Annotated in this window: 12 protein-coding genes and 4 pseudogenes; 11 read left to right on the top strand and 5 right to left on the bottom strand. The window is 52.2% G+C overall.

Translation table 11 applies throughout. The features are described 5' to 3' along the window. The first annotated feature begins 3 nt into the window (after positions 1–3). The gene (locus ACJBF3_RS18950; RefSeq protein ID WP_017384060.1) at positions 4–432 is read left to right on the top strand and encodes a hypothetical protein; all 429 of its coding nucleotides are present in this window, start codon (positions 4–6) and stop codon (positions 430–432) included. Positions 433–522: 90 nt separating this feature from the next. Continuing rightward, positions 523–1,211: pseudogene (locus ACJBF3_RS18955) on the top strand (IS3 family transposase); the annotation flags it as partial. A 546-nt stretch (positions 1,212–1,757) separates the two neighbouring features. Here ACJBF3_RS18955 and ACJBF3_RS18960 read toward each other — a convergent pair. Both ACJBF3_RS18960 and ACJBF3_RS18965 read right to left on the bottom strand, forming a co-directional pair. Next, positions 1,758–2,066, bottom strand: coding sequence for a helix-turn-helix transcriptional regulator (locus ACJBF3_RS18960; protein ID WP_032415288.1), 309 nt, complete (start codon positions 2,064–2,066; stop codon positions 1,758–1,760). A 95-nt stretch (positions 2,067–2,161) separates the two neighbouring features. Beyond that, entirely contained in the window at positions 2,162–3,286 is a 1,125-nt protein-coding gene (locus ACJBF3_RS18965) for an alkene reductase (RefSeq protein ID WP_023279877.1), read from the bottom strand. Between the two features lie 260 nt (positions 3,287–3,546). Here ACJBF3_RS18965 and ACJBF3_RS18970 point away from each other — a divergent pair, with 260 nt between their 5' ends. From ACJBF3_RS18970 to ACJBF3_RS18990, 5 genes are all read left to right on the top strand, one after another. Then, complete coding sequence (locus ACJBF3_RS18970) at positions 3,547–4,479, top strand: LysR family transcriptional regulator (RefSeq protein ID WP_158002126.1); 933 nt, start codon at positions 3,547–3,549, stop codon at positions 4,477–4,479. Between the two features lie 82 nt (positions 4,480–4,561). Further along, on the top strand, positions 4,562–5,437 hold the full coding sequence (locus ACJBF3_RS18975) for an MBL fold metallo-hydrolase (protein WP_017384065.1): 876 nt from the start codon (positions 4,562–4,564) through the stop codon (positions 5,435–5,437). A gap of 106 nt (positions 5,438–5,543) precedes the next feature. Continuing rightward, on the top strand, positions 5,544–6,395 hold the full coding sequence (locus ACJBF3_RS18980) for a DMT family transporter (RefSeq protein WP_023279882.1): 852 nt from the start codon (positions 5,544–5,546) through the stop codon (positions 6,393–6,395). A 75-nt stretch (positions 6,396–6,470) separates the two neighbouring features. Continuing rightward, complete coding sequence (locus ACJBF3_RS18985) at positions 6,471–7,307, top strand: helix-turn-helix transcriptional regulator (RefSeq protein WP_023279881.1); 837 nt, start codon at positions 6,471–6,473, stop codon at positions 7,305–7,307. Between the two features lie 294 nt (positions 7,308–7,601). After that, entirely contained in the window at positions 7,602–8,261 is a 660-nt protein-coding gene (locus ACJBF3_RS18990; protein ID WP_007897903.1) for an SDR family oxidoreductase, read from the top strand. A 41-nt stretch (positions 8,262–8,302) separates the two neighbouring features. On the opposite strand, the pseudogene ACJBF3_RS18995 reads toward ACJBF3_RS18990, so the two are convergent. Together ACJBF3_RS18995 and ACJBF3_RS19000 are read right to left on the bottom strand one after the other, a co-directional pair. Next, positions 8,303–8,899, bottom strand: a pseudogene (locus ACJBF3_RS18995) (LysR substrate-binding domain-containing protein); the annotation flags it as partial. Between the two features lie 447 nt (positions 8,900–9,346). Then, positions 9,347–9,673 (bottom strand): four-helix bundle copper-binding protein, encoded by a 327-nt coding sequence (locus ACJBF3_RS19000; protein ID WP_022649401.1) that lies wholly within the window; start codon positions 9,671–9,673, stop codon positions 9,347–9,349. Between the two features lie 431 nt (positions 9,674–10,104). On the opposite strand from ACJBF3_RS19000, the gene ACJBF3_RS19005 reads away from it, so the two are divergent. Then, positions 10,105–11,238, top strand: a complete 1,134-nt coding sequence (locus ACJBF3_RS19005; protein ID WP_022651297.1) for a glutathione-independent formaldehyde dehydrogenase — start codon at positions 10,105–10,107, stop codon at positions 11,236–11,238. A 569-nt stretch (positions 11,239–11,807) separates the two neighbouring features. Then, positions 11,808–12,107: pseudogene (locus ACJBF3_RS19010) on the top strand (transposase); the annotation flags it as partial. Between the two features lie 71 nt (positions 12,108–12,178). Here ACJBF3_RS19010 and ACJBF3_RS19015 read toward each other — a convergent pair. Next, on the bottom strand, positions 12,179–14,830 hold the full coding sequence (locus ACJBF3_RS19015; protein WP_012561117.1) for an excinuclease ABC subunit UvrA: 2,652 nt from the start codon (positions 14,828–14,830) through the stop codon (positions 12,179–12,181). A gap of 616 nt (positions 14,831–15,446) precedes the next feature. On the opposite strand from ACJBF3_RS19015, the pseudogene ACJBF3_RS19020 reads away from it, so the two are divergent. Both ACJBF3_RS19020 and ltrA read left to right on the top strand, forming a co-directional pair. Then, a pseudogene (locus ACJBF3_RS19020) lies at positions 15,447–16,132 on the top strand (IS3 family transposase); the annotation flags it as partial. Between the two features lie 672 nt (positions 16,133–16,804). Further along, positions 16,805–18,313 (top strand): group II intron reverse transcriptase/maturase, encoded by a 1,509-nt coding sequence (gene ltrA, locus ACJBF3_RS19025; protein ID WP_406545239.1) that lies wholly within the window; start codon positions 16,805–16,807, stop codon positions 18,311–18,313. Positions 18,314–18,347 lie beyond the last annotated feature (34 nt).

An 18,347-nucleotide genomic window follows, 5' to 3' on the forward strand; every position in this document is an offset into this window, starting at 1 on the left:
AGCATGACGAACGAACAGTCGGGGGTTAAAAAAACACAGGCAAGAGCAGAGCAGGCCCTGAGGGAACTGATGTTATCAGGGGAGCGTATCAGCCAGTATGCTGTGGAAAAACGAGCGGGGCTGGCAAACGGCACCCTGAATTATAACTGTCCTGAGTACAGGCAGGTCAGGGAGGCTATCCGCAGTCTGAAAAAAACGTGCCAGGGCACCGCGCCGGTTGATGAGCAGGGCATTGAGCAGCAGATCAAGCTGAAAGAAAAGTATCGCCGTCAGAGAAATGAGCTGAGGGAAGAAATCAAAAAGATGATGGCTGAAAATGTAGAGCTGTTACATAACCTTATACTTTTACAGCAGTATGTCAGGGAGCTTGAACGCAACACCGGGAGGGAGAAAGGGGACGTCATTCCGTTCTCGGGTGGTGTCAGGGACTGAGGCTATACTGAACGGAAGGACGCGAGGTGAATCGCCACAGGTTTAACAGACACCTCAGAGTCATTTAAGATGACTTAAAGAGAGGTGCCCATGAGCGGTAAGCGTTATCCTGAAGAGTTTAAAATTGAAGCAGTCAAACAGGTTGTTGATCGCGGTTATTCTGTTGCCAGCGTTGCAACGCGTCTCGATATCACCACCCACAGCCTTTACGCCTGGATAAAGAACTACGGTCCGGATTCTTCCACTAATAAAGAACAGTCAGATGCTCAGGCCGAGATCCGCCGTCTTCAGAAAGAGCTGAAGCGGGTTACCGACGAACGGGACATATTAAAAAAAGCCGCGGCGTACTTCGCAAAGCTGTCCGACTGAGGTACGCCTTTATTCGTGACAACACCTATTGCTGGCCTGTTCGCCTGCTCTGTCGGGTGCTGGATGAACATCCCAGTGGTTTTTACGCCTGGCTTCAGCAGCCGCATTCACAACGCCATCAGGCAGACCTGAGACTGACAGGACAGATTAAACAGTTCTGGCTGGAATCGGGATGCGTCTATGGTTATCGCAAAATCCATCTGGATCTGCGGGACAGCGGGCAACAGTGCGGAGTGAACAGAGTCTGGCGACTGATGAAACGTGTCGGGATAAAGGCTCAGGTCGGATACCGGAGCCCGAGGGCATGTAAAGGCGAGGCCAGTATCGTGTCGCCCAACAAGCTCCAGCGACAGTTCAATCCGGATGCTCCGGATGAGCGTTGGGTAATCACAGCGTGGTTTCCTCAAACCCTCGCTGTGAATTAACTGAAATACTTCATTGAAGCTGTAACCAAACAGTTAACTGAAAGAATGAGCCCGCAGAGCATTGCACAGCGATGACACCATTTGTTGAGCTTCACCGTTTTCGCATACAACCGTCCGGAATTTGGAAAAGCACTGTCTTTTTGTACTGACCGATCATGATTAAGTGACACCTCTTCGAAAAAGAGAGCGCGATGAGCGATTAATATATGGCTCGAAAGACAATTATGTTGGGCTTTTATGACCGCTGTCAGAGGTATTATCTTACCCGGACGGCAACAGGGTCGGAATGTCATCAGCGGCACTGTAACAAGCTATCCGCCATCTTAAATATCTGCAGGTCCTTGCACCGAGTATGCACACCAACCGACAGAGTGATTTGACCCAAACTGGTGGATATTTTGCAAAACTATTAGCCTCTTATGACCGGTCTGCAGCCTGATATTGAGGAATTAGTGCGCTTTCATGGAATGCCTGCCGGGATCGCAAGTACGAACCCCCGGTACTGTTACACTGAATGTGCTCAGTCCTGTATCAGATTGTATTTTTCAGCAACTCAAGAACAACCCTTATTTTATCATTGTCACGTTTGTAGTACGTCCAGGGACCGATGCGCTGAGAAGTAACAAGTTGTGCCCGTTGAAGAGCTGAGAGGTAAAGAGAAACGGTAGACTGTGAGAGCCCGACCTTTTCCTGAATGATACTGACACACACACCGAACTCGTCCGCATCAGCATAAGGCTGATGGAAGTGTATTTTCGGTTCCTTGAGCATATGCAGAATTTTTCTTCTAACAGGGTTTCCCAGCGCCTTAATCACGTCATTCAAATCAATATCAGGCATAAACTCTGTCACTTGTCGCATTGAGGAATTGCAATGTTACGATACTTCTCTACGTTAAGCATCAGCTTTTGAAAAGCTGATGCTCATAAGAATGGTTAGCCAAAGGCGGGATAATCTGTGTAGCCTTTTGCCGTTCCACCATACATGGTTGTTGGATCGACCGGATTCAGTGGCCATTCATGATAAAGGCGCTGCGGTAAATCCGGATTAGCTATGAACGGGCGGCCAAATCCGATAATGTCTCCCCAGCCAGCACCGATAATCCGTTCGGCTTTTTCTTGCGTATATCGCCCGGCATACATAATTACACCGCTGAATAACTTACGGACTTCAGCTCTGAATGCTTCAGGCAATTCGGGAGCATCATCCCAGTCGGCTTCAGCAAGAGAAATATAGGCTATTCCGATTTCTTCAAGAATTTTAACGGCTTCGGTATAGGTTTCATGGGGATCATCTTCCACCAGGCCAAGATAGACCCTTACTTCATCCGTGGTCTGAAAGAGCGGAGCAAAACGGACTCCCACACGGTCTTTACCGACCACATCAGCGACAGCCTGCGTCACTTCGCGCAGAAACCGCAGCCGGTTATGTAATGAGCCACCATATTCATCCTCTCTTTTGTTGCTATGGGATGACATGAACTGGTTAACCAGGTATCCATTTGCACAGTGAATTTCCACACCGTCAAAACCGGCATCAAGGGCGTTCTGAGCTGCCCCGGCGTACATCCTGACAATCTCACTAATTTCCTCTTTTTCCAGTGCGCGGGGGCAGGAAGCGGTAGCCAGCGCACCCTCTCCCGGCCCGGTTTCGATGAATACCTTAACGTTTTCCCCTGCCGGTATCGCCGACGGAGCGACAGGCGAGGCGTTACATGGCTGCAGGGAGTTATGGGATACTCTTCCGACATGCCAGAGCTGGGCAAAAATGATGCCTTCTTTTTCATGCACTGCCCGCGTCACTTTCTTCCAGCCTTCCACTTGCCGTGAGCTGTAGATCCCCGGGGTCCACGCATAACCCTGCCCACGAGGTTCGATTTGTGTTCCTTCGGTCACCATAAACCCGGCACTGCTGCGCTGTGCGTAATATTCAGCCATCAGTTCGTTCGGAATATCACCCGGTTGTGAGCTCCGTGAGCGGGTTAAAGGCGGAAGTACAACACGATTCTTCAGGGTGTAGGGACCTAGTCTGGTGGGAGAGAACAGGTTTTTCGTCTTCATTACATATCCTGATATAGCGAATTTTCAATATCACTGAAACGCCATGTCTCAGCATTTACGACCTGGCATGTCGTCGTTCGGCCGATGTAGCCGCAGAACCACGACACTTTATTCCACATATTGAGATTTACCAATATCTAGATTTATAAAAATTATGATCGGATGAGCGGAACGGGGGGGTTGCCTGATGGCTCACAGAATCGGCATCATGAACCTAAATGGTTCTGATAATGTTATCGGAGATCCTGAACGGGAACGGTATGCGTCACGATTTTAATGACTATGTTGCATTCATGGCAGTAGCACAGGAGTGCAGTTTTTCACGGGCTGCTGTCCGCCTCGGGATCTCGGCATCCACGCTTTCACACACGATACGTCGTCTCGAGGAGCGCGTTGGCATGCCGTTACTTATGCGTACAACCAGGCGGGTGGCTGTCACCGAAGCCGGTAAACAATTATTACTGACGCTTGAACCCGGTCTTGCGCGCATTGAAGCGGGCGTGACAGCTCTTCAGAGACTGCGCCATACACCGGCTGGGCTGGTCAGACTTACGGTATCAGATCACATGATTCATGAATGTCTCTGGCCACGATTGTCACCGTTACTAAAAAAATATTCGGATATCAAGGTGGAAATGTCGCAGCAGAACGGTTTTGTCGACATTGTTGAGGGCAATTTTGATGCCGGAGTCCGAATTGGTGATGACATATTAAAGGATATGGTGGCCGTCCGAATCGCACCGGACATACGGTTTGTCGTCATTGGATCGTCCACCTATCTTGCAGAAAGAGGTCTGCCGCTACATCCCTCTCAGCTGGAAAAACATGACTGCATCAATATACGTCTGTCACCCACAGGCCCGCTGTATGGCTGGGAATTTGTCAGGCAGGGGGAGATTGTGAAAAAAGTGGACGGGCAGCTTACTTTTTCAAGCATTTATCCAATGCTTCAGGCAGTAAAAGATGGCTACGGCCTGGCCTACCTGCCGGAGTCTTCTGCCCTGGCGGGGATTGAGGCGGGACACTATTGTCGGGTGCTTGAGGACTGGTCAGAGGCTTTTCCCGCCGACATGATAATTCCAATAATGTCCATTACAGGCTCCGGTAAAGATAATACCGACACCTTACATGAGAAAGGCAAAAGCAATATAACCTGCTGTGCTCCGGATTTTAAGAATGAGCGGTTTACGTAGCAGGATGAGCAGTTCGAACCAGAAATTTCGTTACTATTGCTAAAGTAAAACCTGATGACCTCTAATCGTAACGGAGACCAATATGACTTCACAACTGAACTGGCAGGCCCCGGCTATCAATCGCAAAAAAGTAGGTGACATGACTGTGACCATGCTGAGTGATGGCTATCTGGACGTATCTTTTGAGCTGCTGTCTGGTATTGACGGCTCACGTGCCGAGGATTTACTGCAGAAGCGCGGTGTGCCAGCAGTACCCCGTATTAATATCAACGTCTACGTTATCCAGACGCCTGAGCGAACCATCCTGATTGACAGTGGTGCCGGAGGTATCAATGGCTGGGGCGGTCGGCTTCAGGTAGCCCTGGCCGCGGCAGGCATTGACCCGCTTCAGATTGATACCCTTCTCCTGACTCACGCGCATCCTGACCATATCGGCGGGCTTGCAGGCCCCCTGCAGACTCCCGTTTTCCGCAATGTTCAGCAGTTGTTTGTGCATGAGAAAGAACTCGCTTTCTGGCGTGATGAAACCATTTCCGCTGGCGCGCCTGACGCATTCAAGCCGTTCTTTGAAGTAGCAAGGAACGCCTTCAGCGCTTATGACGACAAACTGGTGCCATTCCGCGAGGAAGCGATTTTACCAGGTATTCAGACTGTACCGCTGTTCGGCCATACACCAGGACATACCGGTTATCTGCTGGGTGATGAAAAAGAGTCGCTGCTCATCTGGGGTGATATTGTTCACTTCCCGCACATTCAGGTTGCTCAGCCTGACGTTACTATCGCGTTCGACAGCGATCCTGCGGCGGCGGCGGCCATCCGTAGCAAAGTGCTTGACCGCGCAGCGAGCGATAACCTGGCTGTCAGTGGTATGCACTTCAACCTGCCTACTACCGGTAAGGTTATCCGTGAAGGTAACAGCTTCGCACTGAATTACGACCTGTGGTCACCCGCAGTCTGATCACCTTCCTTCCCGGTGCACACAATAGTGACCGGGAAGATCCCCTTTCATATCGCCCGACAAGAACCCACCTGCAATACTATGAATATCACTGCCTCACAAAAAAATGGCTCATTACTCTTGCGCCCTGGCTTTTTGTATTCCTCTGGAGTCAGGGTTTGTCGCAGCCAAATTTACCGTGCAGTACAGCGCGCCGTTTCATCTTTTATTCCTGCGTGGCGCATTTTCCTGTCTGGTCCTTCTGCTGCTTACACTGGGGTTCAGGGCCCGTTTTCCGTCCGGCAGAGGAATGGTTCGCAACCTGATTGTCGGACTTTTCCTGCAGAGCTTCTTTCTGGGCGGATGCTTTTATGCCATCCATCGTGGCATGCCGTCAGGCATTGTGGCGCTCATCACCGGCCTGCAGCCGGTACTGACTGCAATACTGGTTTCACTCATGCACCGTCAGTCCCTGCATCCCCGGAAATGGCTGGGTATTGCGATTGGCTTTGCGGGCGTTTTCCTGGTGCTCTCGCCAGGCCAGCATAGTTTTGCACTGGATCCTGTGGCTTTTGGGTCGGTCATGCTGGGGTTATTTGGCGTAACGATCGGAGCGCTTTATCAGCGCCGTGCTCAGGGAGATGGACATATCTTTGCGAACACGTTTTTACAGTACGTCACTTTGACAATATCGATGGGTGCAATTAGCCTGATGTTCGAATCTGCTCCGACGCAGTGGAGCTTATCATTTGCGCTGGGTCTGGGCTGGCTGGTTATTGGCGTATCGGTTCTGGCGATTATGTTGCTGATTTTTATGATACGAAGCGGTGAAGCAACCAAAGTCGCTACTTACTTTTACCTGGTTCCCATTCTCACGGCAGCTGAAGCGTGGTTGCTGTTTGGAGAGGCCATTACATTGCCCATGCTTGTGGGTATGGCAATAACTATAATCGGCCTGATTTTTGTCATCCGGGAATAGACAACCGCACGCGTCGCTGTATGCTTTTGTATATGGCGACGTATAATAGCGGTCAAAGTCAAATTCCGGATGAATATGCAAACAGTCAGCTTTTCCGATTCTCCCGTTGATGATCTCCTCGCTGAGCTTCTTACCCTGGCACGCTCCCGTTTTCCACTTCCCTGCGATTGCCTTCGCGCAGAACAGACGCATCAGGTAAAGAAGTTCGAGGTGGAAGGTGCGACCCTTTCCTTCCCGCTGGAAGGAGAATTCCGGTATCGTGAAAATGAGAAATGGCACCGGGTGATCCCGGGCGAGATTATGGTCGTCCCGAATGCCCGTAGCATCGATATAGAATATGCCCCTTCAGAACAAAGTGGTGAGTTTGTTGCCCTGAGCGTGGTGCTCGCGGAGGAACAGCTTGAAGCAGCCAGGCTGTTACTTGCCGCACCACCACCACAGGACACCGGCAGCATCGCAGCCATTTCCGTATCAGCTCTTCTTTCACCCCTTAACCGCTGGACAGCCGCAATGCGGGAAGGGAAGCGTCCGCTTTCCCTGCACGCCATGGTTGAAGTGGTGCTCTGGCTTTATGGCATGGGATACCATGCTTTGCTGCGAGCCCGGCAGCCAAGTCTGGCCATGAAAATCCGTCAGATGGTAGCGGACAAACCGGCTCATCCCTGGAGTGCTGCTGAAATTGAAGATCTGACGGGACTCAGTGGCCCCACGCTTCGGCGCCACCTGGCCAGTGAGTCAACCAGCTTACGCTCAGTTATCGCCGATGCACGTATCGCGGAGGCTCTCCGCCTGCTGATGACATCGACGCTGCCGGTAAAAACGGTCGCGGGGCGGGTGGGTTACAATTCACTATCGAGCTTCAGCAAGCAGTTTTCTGAACGCTATGGAATCGAACCTTCAGGGTTCCGCTGACTTCAGTTCGTTCAAGGTACACATTGCGTCCCTCGCACTTCAGTAACTTGCGTGGATCTTTCGAATATAACGGAAGATATTGGCCGGCATTGCGTGTAACCGGTTCAGGAGTTCTCATCGTGACGGGAGAGCTAAATCGGTACGGCTGTTGTTCTCAGCTATAAGAACAACTGAGTATCTGACCAGCTGTCTGGTGCTGGCAGCAGCATGCAGTGCAATCGGTCAGGCTCAAAGGAACTGACCTGATGTCAGGTTATAATTTCGGACACATCATAACCCCAGAAGGAGACAACTGTGGTTCATGTTTTCATTATCGGTGGTGCAGGCAAAATCGGCCAGCGTCTGTGCAGGATCCTTTCAGGTAGGGGGCATGCTGTTCGTGCCCTCTACCGTAAGCCAGAGCAGCAGGCATTGCTAGGCGAGCTGGGTGCTGAGCCCGTCAGTGGGAGCCTGACAGAGCTGGATGCAGCTGCGCTGGCGATGCACTTTGCAGGTAGTGATACAGTGGTGTTTACTGCCGGTGCCGGCGGTAAGGGGGGACAGGAGATGACCAATGCGGTCGACGGCGAAGGGCTGAAAAAGTCGGTAGCTGCCGCCCTCAGTGCCGGTGTGTCTCGCTTTCTGCTCGTTTCTGCATTCCCGGAGTCCGCACGGGGAGAAACCACTTCTGAATCATTCGAAAATTATATGCGTGTTAAAAAAATGGCCGATGTGGAACTAGCACAAAGCGAGCTTGACTGGGTGATCCTGCGCCCCGGCGCGCTGCAGGATAAGACTGGTACGGGTTATGTACGTGCCGGCCTGGCCATCCCGTATGGTAACGTGCCCCGTGATGACGTGGCGGCTACGCTGGCTGAACTCATTGAGCAACCTGCCGTCAGCCGCGTCATCATTGAGCTGACGTCTGGCGATGCTCCTGTCCGTGAAGCCATACAGAAGCTGGCGGGCCGATAAAAGGCAGCGCACGTACCAGCAGGCTGCAGGCCCCCAGGCGTTTACAATAAACTTTCCAGCCAGTCGGTAAACGCCCGTACTTTTCGGGAGAGATGGCGGTGCGGATACAGAAGTTACAGTTTGCGATTCGGGGACGTATTATCTGGCAGAACCTCTACCAACAGCCCGCGATCGAGATAAGGCTGCAAAAAAATATTCATGCCCTGTAGTATTCCCAGCCCCGCCAGGCCTGCTGCAATGTAGGCTTCTGAGTTATCCACGACAAGCCTGCCTGGAAGTTCAATTTCGGTGGAGCCCTCTGACGTCCCGAATGTCCAGGGCATAACTTGTCTGTTGCTGCTGTTAATCCAGTTGACGGCCTGATGCTGCTGCAACTCGTCCATTGTTTCCGGGGTGCCGTGTTGATCAAGATACGCAGGACTGGCGCAGGTCGTCATTTTAACGGTTCCCACCTCCTTTGCGATATAGTCGCCATCGTCCAGCTCCCCCACCCTCAGTATGCAGTCCAGGCCATCATGCAGCATATTCCGTCGGCGGTCTGAGCTGCTCAGGATAATTTCAATTCCGGGATGCTGGCGATAAAAATCAGGCAGGTTGGGTATAACAAGTAAAGCCGCAAACGCGACAGGCATATCTATGAGCGAATAGCGGGCGTCAAAATGATAGCGACAGGAAAGTTCTGCCATATTAAACATAACAACCCTTGGGCGCACCGCCGCAGGCGCCCTCAGCACGTTTCTGCGGCCTCCCGCCTGTTTCCGGCACCTTTCAAACGCCCCTGATGATTTCTGCGCGTCTGCATGGCTATGCAGTGAGATCTGCTCTCCACCGATTAGTGCATGCAGATTTTGGAAACGTCCAATTCTGGCACGAAGCGGTCACCCCGGCGGGGTGCAGTCCGCTGTCAGCGAAAACGGACATTGAGCCAATCAAATAATCTGTGCCAGAATTTGTCATTGAGGCTAGTACTTTCGAGTAGATCTATTTCCCGCCCGTACTCTTAAACTCATCTATCTCATCCTTCTACGACTTATTACCGGGAATATAAAACCCCGCCGAAGCGGGTTTGGTAATTTGAGTTTTTCTCAGGCGGCCATCTTTCTGCATTGTTCGGCGCAGTGATGACAAGCGCTTGAGCAATCCTGACAATGGTCATGTTCATGCTTTCCACACTCGTCACCGCACTTCTGACAAACATCAGCGCAAAGACGGCAAAGATCCTGGGCAGACCCGCTATTTAGTGTCATGAATTGAGCTGCAAGACGGCAGATATTTGCACACTGCATATCCAGTTTTATGCACTCGCGCATCATCTCCAGATTCTCTTCGTCGAGACACGAAGCCGCACAGTTATCACATGCCGTTGCACATAGATAACAGGCTTCGATGCATTTTTTGTATTCGTCTAACATAATTTCTCCTTAGCTAAGGTTACGTATTAAGCATGGAAGAGATAACTGATTATTCAAATTTTGAATTAGTTAATTACCTTTTCAGCATTTCATATCATTGATTCAAAGTGCATCTCTAGGGTTACCTAATTCACCTATGTCTACTTCTGGCACAATGCAGAAATGAGATAGATTTACTTTATCCGCTTCTCGCTCAAAGCTGTCCGTAATCCCTTGCCTGCTTAAAAAAACCGGATTAACGTGTGATGTTTTTACGTTTTCCAGGCAGCCTTCATCGGTAAGTACCTGTCTTACAGACTTCAATGCACTTAGTTAAGAAACATCCTAATCGTCCTTTCGCCGATCGCGAGATCTGTTATGGCAGCTAAACTCGATTGATACCCCAATCCGCGGGGCAGCATTTCCTTTCCGCACGCAAGAAGGAGAAGATCATGAAAGCAGTAATTTACAACGGTCCTTATGATGTAAAAGTAAAAGACGTACCGGATGCGAAAATTGTCCGCCCCACGGATGTACTCGTCCGCATCACCACCACCAACATTTGTGGGTCGGACTTGCACATGTATGAGGGCCGGACCAGCTTTGAACAGGGACGGATTCTGGGTCACGAAAACCTGGGTGAAGTGGTCGAAATTGGCTCAGGCGTTGAACGTATTAAGGTGGGCGACTATGTTTGTCTGCCGTTTAACGTGGGATGTGGTTTTTGCGAAAACTGTGAAAAAGGTCTGACCGGCTTTTGTCTCACTACCAATCCGGGTACGGCAGGCGCAGCTTATGGTTTTGCTGAAATGGGTCCCTGGGAGGGAGGTCAGGCGGAACTTCTTCGGGTGCCATTTGCCGACTTTAACTGCCTTGTTCTTCCCCCTGATGCGGCAGAAAAAGAAGATGATTATGTGATGCTCTCTGACATTTTTCCTACCGGCTGGCATGCAACAGAACTTGCCGGATTGAAGCCTGGTGAAAGCGTGGCCATTTATGGCGCGGGGCCGGTCGGTTTGATGGCAGCTCATTCGGCGATCATTAAAGGTGCTTCACAGGTGTTTGTGGTTGATACGCACACAGACCGGTTGGCTCTGGCTGAAAAAATGGGGGCGACGGGCATCAATGCTACTGGCGATGAAGCTGTACAAAAAATTCTCGACCTGACGGATGGACGCGGTACGGATTGTGGCTGCGAATGTGTTGGCTATCAGTGCTGTAACAAACATGGCCATGAAGATAACTCTGTTACCATGAACAGTCTTGTTGCGTCGACGAAAGCAACCGGGGGAATTGGTGTGGTTGGCGTCTTTATTCCTCAGGATCCGGGGGCTGAATCGGAGCTTGCCAGAGAGGGTAAGATGCCATTTGATTTTGGGAGTTTCTGGTTTAAAGGACAGGCAATCCGTACCGGCCAGGCGAACGTTAAGGCCTATAACCGTCAGCTGTCTCGCCTCATCCATCACGATAAAGCCAGTCCGGGCAAAATAATTTCTCATCGTCTTTCGCTTGAAGAGGCTCCTGCCGGATATAAGCACTTCGATGAGCGGGATGAAGGATGGACGAAGGTTATCCTTAAGCCTTAAATAGAGTTATCCGGTATGAGAAAGCAAAAACCGGGAAAGAATGTATGACTTTTGACAGGGTGCAATAAAATATCCTGTCAGGGCGTTATTATTCATACTTTCAGCTGCCAGGCGCTTCCATATCCAGACTTGTTCCCTGATTTTGCCGACGAGATAGCAAAATTAATACATTCAGGAGGAGGCATCTGCGGTTGATCTGTTCCGTATTTATTAACGCCCTGTGCTGTAAGTATTGTCTGCCTCTACCACATAGCAGACATGTGCGCAGGAACGGTCCGCTATGAGCGAAAAGCGGACTTCCGGTCCTTGCGCAAACTCCCGTTCCGAGAAGTTGCAGTTCACAAATCACCTGTTAAAGAAGGTATGGTAGCCCACAGCATTAATTTTGCTTCCATCTTCAGTCAGACTGGCCGGTACCGGCTTCCGATAAGTTTCGTCGGCTGAGGCCCGCTAAAGTAGAGAGGTCAAAAAATAACCTTGACGTACAATAATTTTCGATATCCAAACTGACCCCTAATTAGGTGGACACCTGATGACTGACTTAAAATTTCTATCACGCCAGCGTTACACATCCGCAGTCGCATCTTGCGGGGTTCAGCGGGGTGTTGCAGGCGGACGTGCACGTGCGGACGCCCTCTGACACCACGACCGAAGCGCTGTGCCGTATCGGCGAGCTGTATGGCATCGAGGCGGGCATCCGGGGCAAAAGCGCGGCGGAACGGCTGGCCATTCGGCAGGAAAAAGCGGTACCGCTGCTGACCGCGCTGGAGGGCTGGCTGCGTGAAAAGCAGAAAACGCTGTCACGGCACTCGGAGCTGTCGAAGGCGTTCGCGTACGCGCTGAACCAGTGGGATGCGCTGAAATTATACCTGCGGGAGATTACTGATACAGAACACGCCGGGAATGTGCCGCCATTGACGCAATGACGACACAGCCCTTTTTAACCGTTCCGTGAGAGTTCCCTGGCAATATACTGTGCGGTACGGCTTTCTTTGACCTGCGATACCTGTTCGGGAGTTCCTGCGGCAACCAGGCGTCCTCCCTCATGTCCCGCTCCAGGACCGATGTCGATAACCTGGTCTGCCTGAGTAACCGCCCGCATATCGTGTTCAATCATTATCACCGTATTTTCTGCATCAACAAGCCGCTGCAGCTGCACAAGGAGGCGGTCGGCGTCTGAAGCATGCAGGCCGGTTGTCGGTTCATCTAGGATATACAACGTGTGGCCACGTTGGCTACGTTGTAGTTCGGTTGCCAGCTTGATCCTTTGCGCCTCCCCTCCGGATAACTCGGTTGCTGGTTGTCCCAGACGCAGGTAGCCCAGACCAATTTCACTCAGCAGACGGAGGGGACGAGCCACTGGTTCTTCAGTCGCAAAGAACTGACTGGCTTCATCCACCGTCATATGCAGGACCTCCGCGATATTTTTGTCCTGCCAGCAGATCCTGAGAGTATCCCGGTTATACCGCGCGCCATGGCAGGTCGGGCACGGTGCATACACGCTCGGCATAAACAACAGCTCCACGCTGACGAATCCTTCACCTTCACAGGTTGCACAGCGGCCTTTTGCCACATTGAAAGAGAATTGACCCGCATCGTAATGATGGAGTTTGGCGTCAGTCGTTCCGGCAAAGAGCTTACGAACAGGATCAAACAACCCGGTATATGTCGCCAGGTTTGAACGGGGGGTCCTGCCTATCGGTTTCTGGTCAACCTGAACCAGACGCTTTACCAGTCCGGTATCACCGGTCAGGGTACCGTACGTTTTCTCCGTTACGGATGGCCCCTCAGCGTCGCTGGCTTCGGAAAGCACGTCTTCTGGCTCACCGCCAAGTGAAGAAAGCACCAGTTCCGGTAAGGCCTGGGCAATCAGACTGGATTTACCGGAGCCAGAGACTCCCGTCACGGCTGTCAGCACACCCAGAGGAATATCAACATCGATCCACTTAAGATTGTGGCGATGGATCCCCTGCAGTTTCAGCCACCCGGATGGGATACGGGCAAAAGATTGTGGTGGCCGGACTTCATCAAATAAATAACGCGCGGTACGAGATTGGGTGACGGCTTTCAGATCTTCAGGAATACCACTGTAGAGAACATGTCCTCCCTGTTCACCAGCCGACGGTCCCACATCAACAAGCCATTGCGCCCGTCGCATCAGGTTAAGATCATGTTCAACGACAAACACCGAGTTGCCGGCATCACGAAGGTTCTCAAGCGCATCGTAAAGCGCTTTACTGTCTGAGGGGTGCAGACCCGCAGACGGTTCATCAAGAACATAGACCACACCAAACAGCATCGAACTGAGTTGCGTGGCAAGACGCAGTCGCTGAAGCTCTCCTGCAGATAGAGTTGGGGTTGCTCTGTCCAGCGTAAGATAACCCAGCCCCAGCTTCTGCAACTGATACAACCGGGCCATGACACCACCGGTCAGCCGTTGTGCCGCCAGTCGTTTCTCTTCCGATAACGCCGATGTCCGGCAGACATCGGCGTTATCGGAATGGACCGCTTTTCCGGATGCAGCACGCTCTGTCAGATCCCGACGGGTGATATCCCTGTCGGCATCTGCGCCGGCGTGGTGGGCACTGAAATCCCCCCGGGAGATTGGAAGGAGCAATTCCGCCAGCTGGTCTAAGGGCATCTGCATAAATTCACCAATGTCCACACCGGCAAAGGTGACGGACAATGATTCTGACTTCAGTCTTTTCCCGTGACAGACCGGACACAGCTTGCCTTCCATAAAACGGGAGACTCGTTTTCTCATCAACGCGCTTTGCGTGCTGGCGAAGGTATGTAGCACATAACGACGTGCCCCGGTGAAGGTCCCCATATAACCCGGCGTCATTTTTTTCCTGACGGCTTCGCGCGTATCTTCCGGACTCAGTCCCGGGAAAACCGGTACAGTGGGGGTGTCTTCGGTAAAAAGGATCCACTGACGGTCTTCCGCTGGCAGATTTTTCCAGGGAGTGTCGATGTCATACCCCAGCGTCACCAGAATATCCCGCAGATTCTGTCCGTGCCAGGCCGGGGGCCAGGAAGCAATAGCCTTTTCACGGATACTAAGTGAGGGATCGGGCACCATCAGTGTTTCAGTTACCTCATAGATATGGCCCAGACCATGGCAAGAAGGGCATGCCCCCTGCGGCGTGTTGGGAGAAAAATCCTCGGCATACAGCATCGGTTGTCCGGCAGGATAAGCGCCCGCCCGTGAGTACATCATTCGCACCAGACTGGATAAGGTGGTCACGCTGCCGACAGAGGAGCGCGCGTTACTGGCACCGCGTTGTTGCTGAAGCGCAACGGCTGGCGGCAGTCCGTCAATGGCATCCACATCCGGAACCCCGACCTGATCAATGAGGCGACGAGCGTAGGGGGCAACCGATTCAAAGTAGCGCCGTTGCGCCTCAGCATAAATGGTGCCAAAGGCCAGTGAAGACTTACCCGAGCCTGACACACCCGAAAAAACAACCAATGCGTTGCGCGGAATGGAAACATCCACCTCTTTAAGGTTGTTCTCGCGAGCACCGCGAATCACAACTGAATTGTTGTCGTCAGTCAGGATGGGATGATAACCGAAAAGTTTCTTTGCCATAGAATTTCCTGTGCTAGGTGTGTCCGCTCTTAATAAGGCCACCTCTTGTGACGGTATCTGGTGTGCCGGACCGCTCGATCAGAAAGCCCGTCGAAAAAAGCGTTTGTGTGACTGGAAACAGATTGCTGAAGCTGGGCCCGGTGGTACCATGTGGGACACCGCTGAAGTTTCAGCGGTACCCTGCGGATCCGCCTTCTGTATGAGAACTGGCTGGCGGCGTACCCGGGACCGGAGATTTGGCTCCCGTGATAATGCGGGCTCCCCGGTACGCGACGCTGTGGTTCCAGACCCAGCTGATGGCGACACTCAGGCGGTTTCGGGTACCAATTAAAAAATACAGATGAATAATGCACGTGATTTCATATGTCATTTCCTTTCATTACAGTTTTAGACCCCATCAGACATCTGCCTGGCAGAGTTAACGGAGATAGGAGCGGACTATCGAAATGGTGTCGTCGATTGACCTCTTCTGCGACTCATTTCGTTTGCCCGTATCGGGGAATTCCTCCCGAAGATAGCTTTCCAGAACAACCGCCATCAGGTCGTTAACGGCTCCCTGGACTGACCCCGCCCCGGTAGACGATCCTGCCCTATAGTTTGAGTATAGGAGGAGCGTATGGGCACACCACGATTTACACCTGAATTTAAGGAAGAAGCCGTCCGTCAGATAACGGAACGCGGTTATTCCGTCGCCTAAGTATCTGAGCGTCTGGGCGTCTCTGCACACCGCCTCTACAAGTGGCTACGGGCTATCAAACCTGATAACAGCGAGCAGCATGCCCGGGATTTACTGGAAGCTAAAAGCGAGATCCTGAAACTCCGGGCGCAGCTAAAACGCACCGAAGAAGAACGGGATATCCTGAAAAAGGCCGCGCGGTACTTTGCAAAGGAGCCCGACTGAAGTACCGCTTTATCAATGAGCACCGAACTGTATGGGGTGTGATGACGATGTGTCGGGTACTGAATGTCGCCCGGGCCGGGTTCTATGCGTGGCTGCATAACCCTGTCTCGGCGCGTGATAAAGATAACCAGCGCCTGCTGATGCTTATCCGCGACTCATATTCCCTGAGCGGAGGCGTATACGGTTACCGGCGGGTTCATGGCGATCTGAACGAAATCGGGGAAACCTGTGGTAGAAACCGGGTGGGTCGGATCATGCAACTGGACCGGATTAAAGCTGTGCGCGGCTATAAAGCGCCACGTCGTATCGCTGGCAGGCCTTCAGTCGTTGCTCCTAATCTCGTGCAGCGGCAGTTCACCGTTGTCCGGGCCACCCAGGTCTGGGTCACCGATATTACTTATAGTGTGCCCGGAGTTCAGGGCGGGCATGGATGCTTAAATGAACCGCGAGTCTGTCTGGAATATTGAACCGGTAACTCACGATGAGAAACCCAACAATCCCACCGGGTGTGACGGTGGAGAACCTGAGCGGCAGTGACCTGCGGCATGCCCGCAGGGTGATGTAACCCGCTGACAACGGGGATTGAGGCGAGATCACTAAGCCGAGATGATCCTCAAGGTTAAGTACTGAAAGGCTGAAGAACATGAACCCGTTAATCCGCCTCTGTGGGTTGAAAACGTCACCACGGCCTACGTGATCTGACAGGCCGTGCAGGAGGAACTGGCAGTGATACGTAAGCACTGCCGGTCGAAGGTGTTTTGACATGTATGCGAAACACCGGGGCAGCAGCGTCTATCACGCTTGCGATGCTGACTTCTGCCAACTTGCGGCAAGCAAGGATAAAGAGTGCGACGGGCAGCCTCCTCAGTATGCCTGAGTCCAGGCAGGTAAACCGGGGAAGGTCAGCGACGGATGTTAAGGGGGCATGGCTCCGATGACGCGCTGGCTGGCGGAGCTTCCGTAGTAGTCCGCGATGGGGAAAGCCCATTACATGGCGAAGGGAAGCAGTTTGAATGTGTTTGCGACGTGAATTAACTGACCTAACGAGGTGAAGACCTTTGATAATCAGCGAAATGCAACGCAAGCTTGCCACATGGGCAGCCACCGATCCGTCCCTACGGATTCAACGGCTGCTGCGTCTGATAACACAACCAGAATGGCTGGCTGAAGCGGCGCGGATCACGCTTTCATCAAAGGGGGCGCATACCCCCGGTATTGATGGCGTGAACAAAACAATGCTACAGGCCAGACTGGCTGTTGAGCTGCAAATCCTCAGGGATGAATTACTCTCAGGCCACTACCAGCCCTTGCCCGCCAGACGGGTTTACATCCCTAAAAGCAACGGCAAACTGCGACCACTGGGTATCCCCGCGTTGCGGGATCGTATTGTTCAGCGGGCCATGCTGATGGCGATGGAGCCGATATGGGAGAGTGATTTTCATACGCTCTCATATGGCTTCCGGCCTGAGCGCAGTGTCCACCACGCGATCCGCACGGTGAAATTACAGCTCACAGACTGTGGTGAAACCCGGGGACGCTGGGTGATTGAAGGCGACCTGTCCAGTTACTTCGACACCGTACATCATCGACTGCTGATGAAGGCTGTACGCCGCAGGATCAGTGACGCACGTTTCATGACTCTGCTGTGGAAAACCATCAAGGCGGGACATATCGATGTCGGTCTCTTTCGGGCGGCCAGTGAAGGTGTACCACAGGGCGGTGTTATATCGCCGCTATTATCGAACATCATGCTGAATGAGTTCGATCAATACCTGCATGAGCGCTACCTGAGCGGGAAAGCCAGAAAAGATCGGTGGTACTGGAATAACAGTATCCAACGGGGCCGAAGTACGGCGGTCAGAGAAAACTGGCAGTGGAAACCCGCGGTGGCGTACTGCCGCTATGCCGATGATTTTGTCCTCATCGTCAAAGGCACCAAAGCACAGGCGGAAGCCATCAGGGAGGAGTGTCGGGGTGTGCTCGAAGGCAGTCTGAAACTCAGGCTGAACATGGATAAGACTAAAATCACCCATGTTAATGACGGCTTTATCTTTCTGGGGCACAGGATCATTCGCAAACGCAGTCGTTATGGCGAGATGCGAGTGGTCTCAACGATCCCGCAGGAGAAAGCCAGAAACTTCGCCGCATCGCTGACAGCACTGTTATCAGGCAACTACAGTGAAAGCAAAGTCGATATGGCTGAACAACTCAACCGAAAACTGAAAGGCTGGGCCATGTTCTATCAGTTCGTTGATTTTAAGGCCAAAGTCTTCAGTTATATCGACCGTGTCGTGTTCTGGAAGCTGGCTCACTGGCTGGCCCGCAAATACCGTACAGGTATCGCTTCCCTGATGAGGTGGTGGTGTAAATCACCGAAACCGGGTCAGAGCAAAACGTGGGTTTTATTTGGTAAAACCAATCACGGCAAGCTCAGCGGCGAAATACTGTACCGGTTGGTGGGGCAAGGCAAGAAGCTGTTCCGCTGGCGGCTACCCGAAGGTAATCCCTATCTGAGGACGGAGACCAGAAACACGTATACATCGCGCTTTACAGAAGTGGCAATGGCGTTCGCCAGCATTTAAATGGAGAGCCGGATGCGCTGAAAGGTGCACGTCC

Source organism: Enterobacter sp. PP-008-ECC_S150 (genome assembly GCF_045257065.1).
GTDB classification, from domain to species: Bacteria; Pseudomonadota; Gammaproteobacteria; order Enterobacterales; family Enterobacteriaceae; genus Enterobacter; species Enterobacter chengduensis.

Coding starts and splice junctions, on each gene's coding strand:
- ACJBF3_RS18950 (WP_017384060.1), top strand. CDS start 4: ATGACGAACGAACAGTCGGGGGTTAAAAAAACACAGGCAAGAGCAGAG.
- ACJBF3_RS18960 (WP_032415288.1), bottom strand. CDS start 2,066: ATGCCTGATATTGATTTGAATGACGTGATTAAGGCGCTGGGAAACCCT.
- ACJBF3_RS18965 (WP_023279877.1), bottom strand. CDS start 3,286: ATGAAGACGAAAAACCTGTTCTCTCCCACCAGACTAGGTCCCTACACC.
- ACJBF3_RS18970 (WP_158002126.1), top strand. CDS start 3,547: ATGCGTCACGATTTTAATGACTATGTTGCATTCATGGCAGTAGCACAG.
- ACJBF3_RS18975 (WP_017384065.1), top strand. CDS start 4,562: ATGACTTCACAACTGAACTGGCAGGCCCCGGCTATCAATCGCAAAAAA.
- ACJBF3_RS18980 (WP_023279882.1), top strand. CDS start 5,544: ATGGCTCATTACTCTTGCGCCCTGGCTTTTTGTATTCCTCTGGAGTCA.
- ACJBF3_RS18985 (WP_023279881.1), top strand. CDS start 6,471: ATGCAAACAGTCAGCTTTTCCGATTCTCCCGTTGATGATCTCCTCGCT.
- ACJBF3_RS19000 (WP_022649401.1), bottom strand. CDS start 9,673: ATGTTAGACGAATACAAAAAATGCATCGAAGCCTGTTATCTATGTGCA.
- ACJBF3_RS19005 (WP_022651297.1), top strand. CDS start 10,105: ATGAAAGCAGTAATTTACAACGGTCCTTATGATGTAAAAGTAAAAGAC.
- ACJBF3_RS19015 (WP_012561117.1), bottom strand. CDS start 14,830: ATGGCAAAGAAACTTTTCGGTTATCATCCCATCCTGACTGACGACAAC.
- ltrA (WP_406545239.1), top strand. CDS start 16,805: ATGCAACGCAAGCTTGCCACATGGGCAGCCACCGATCCGTCCCTACGG.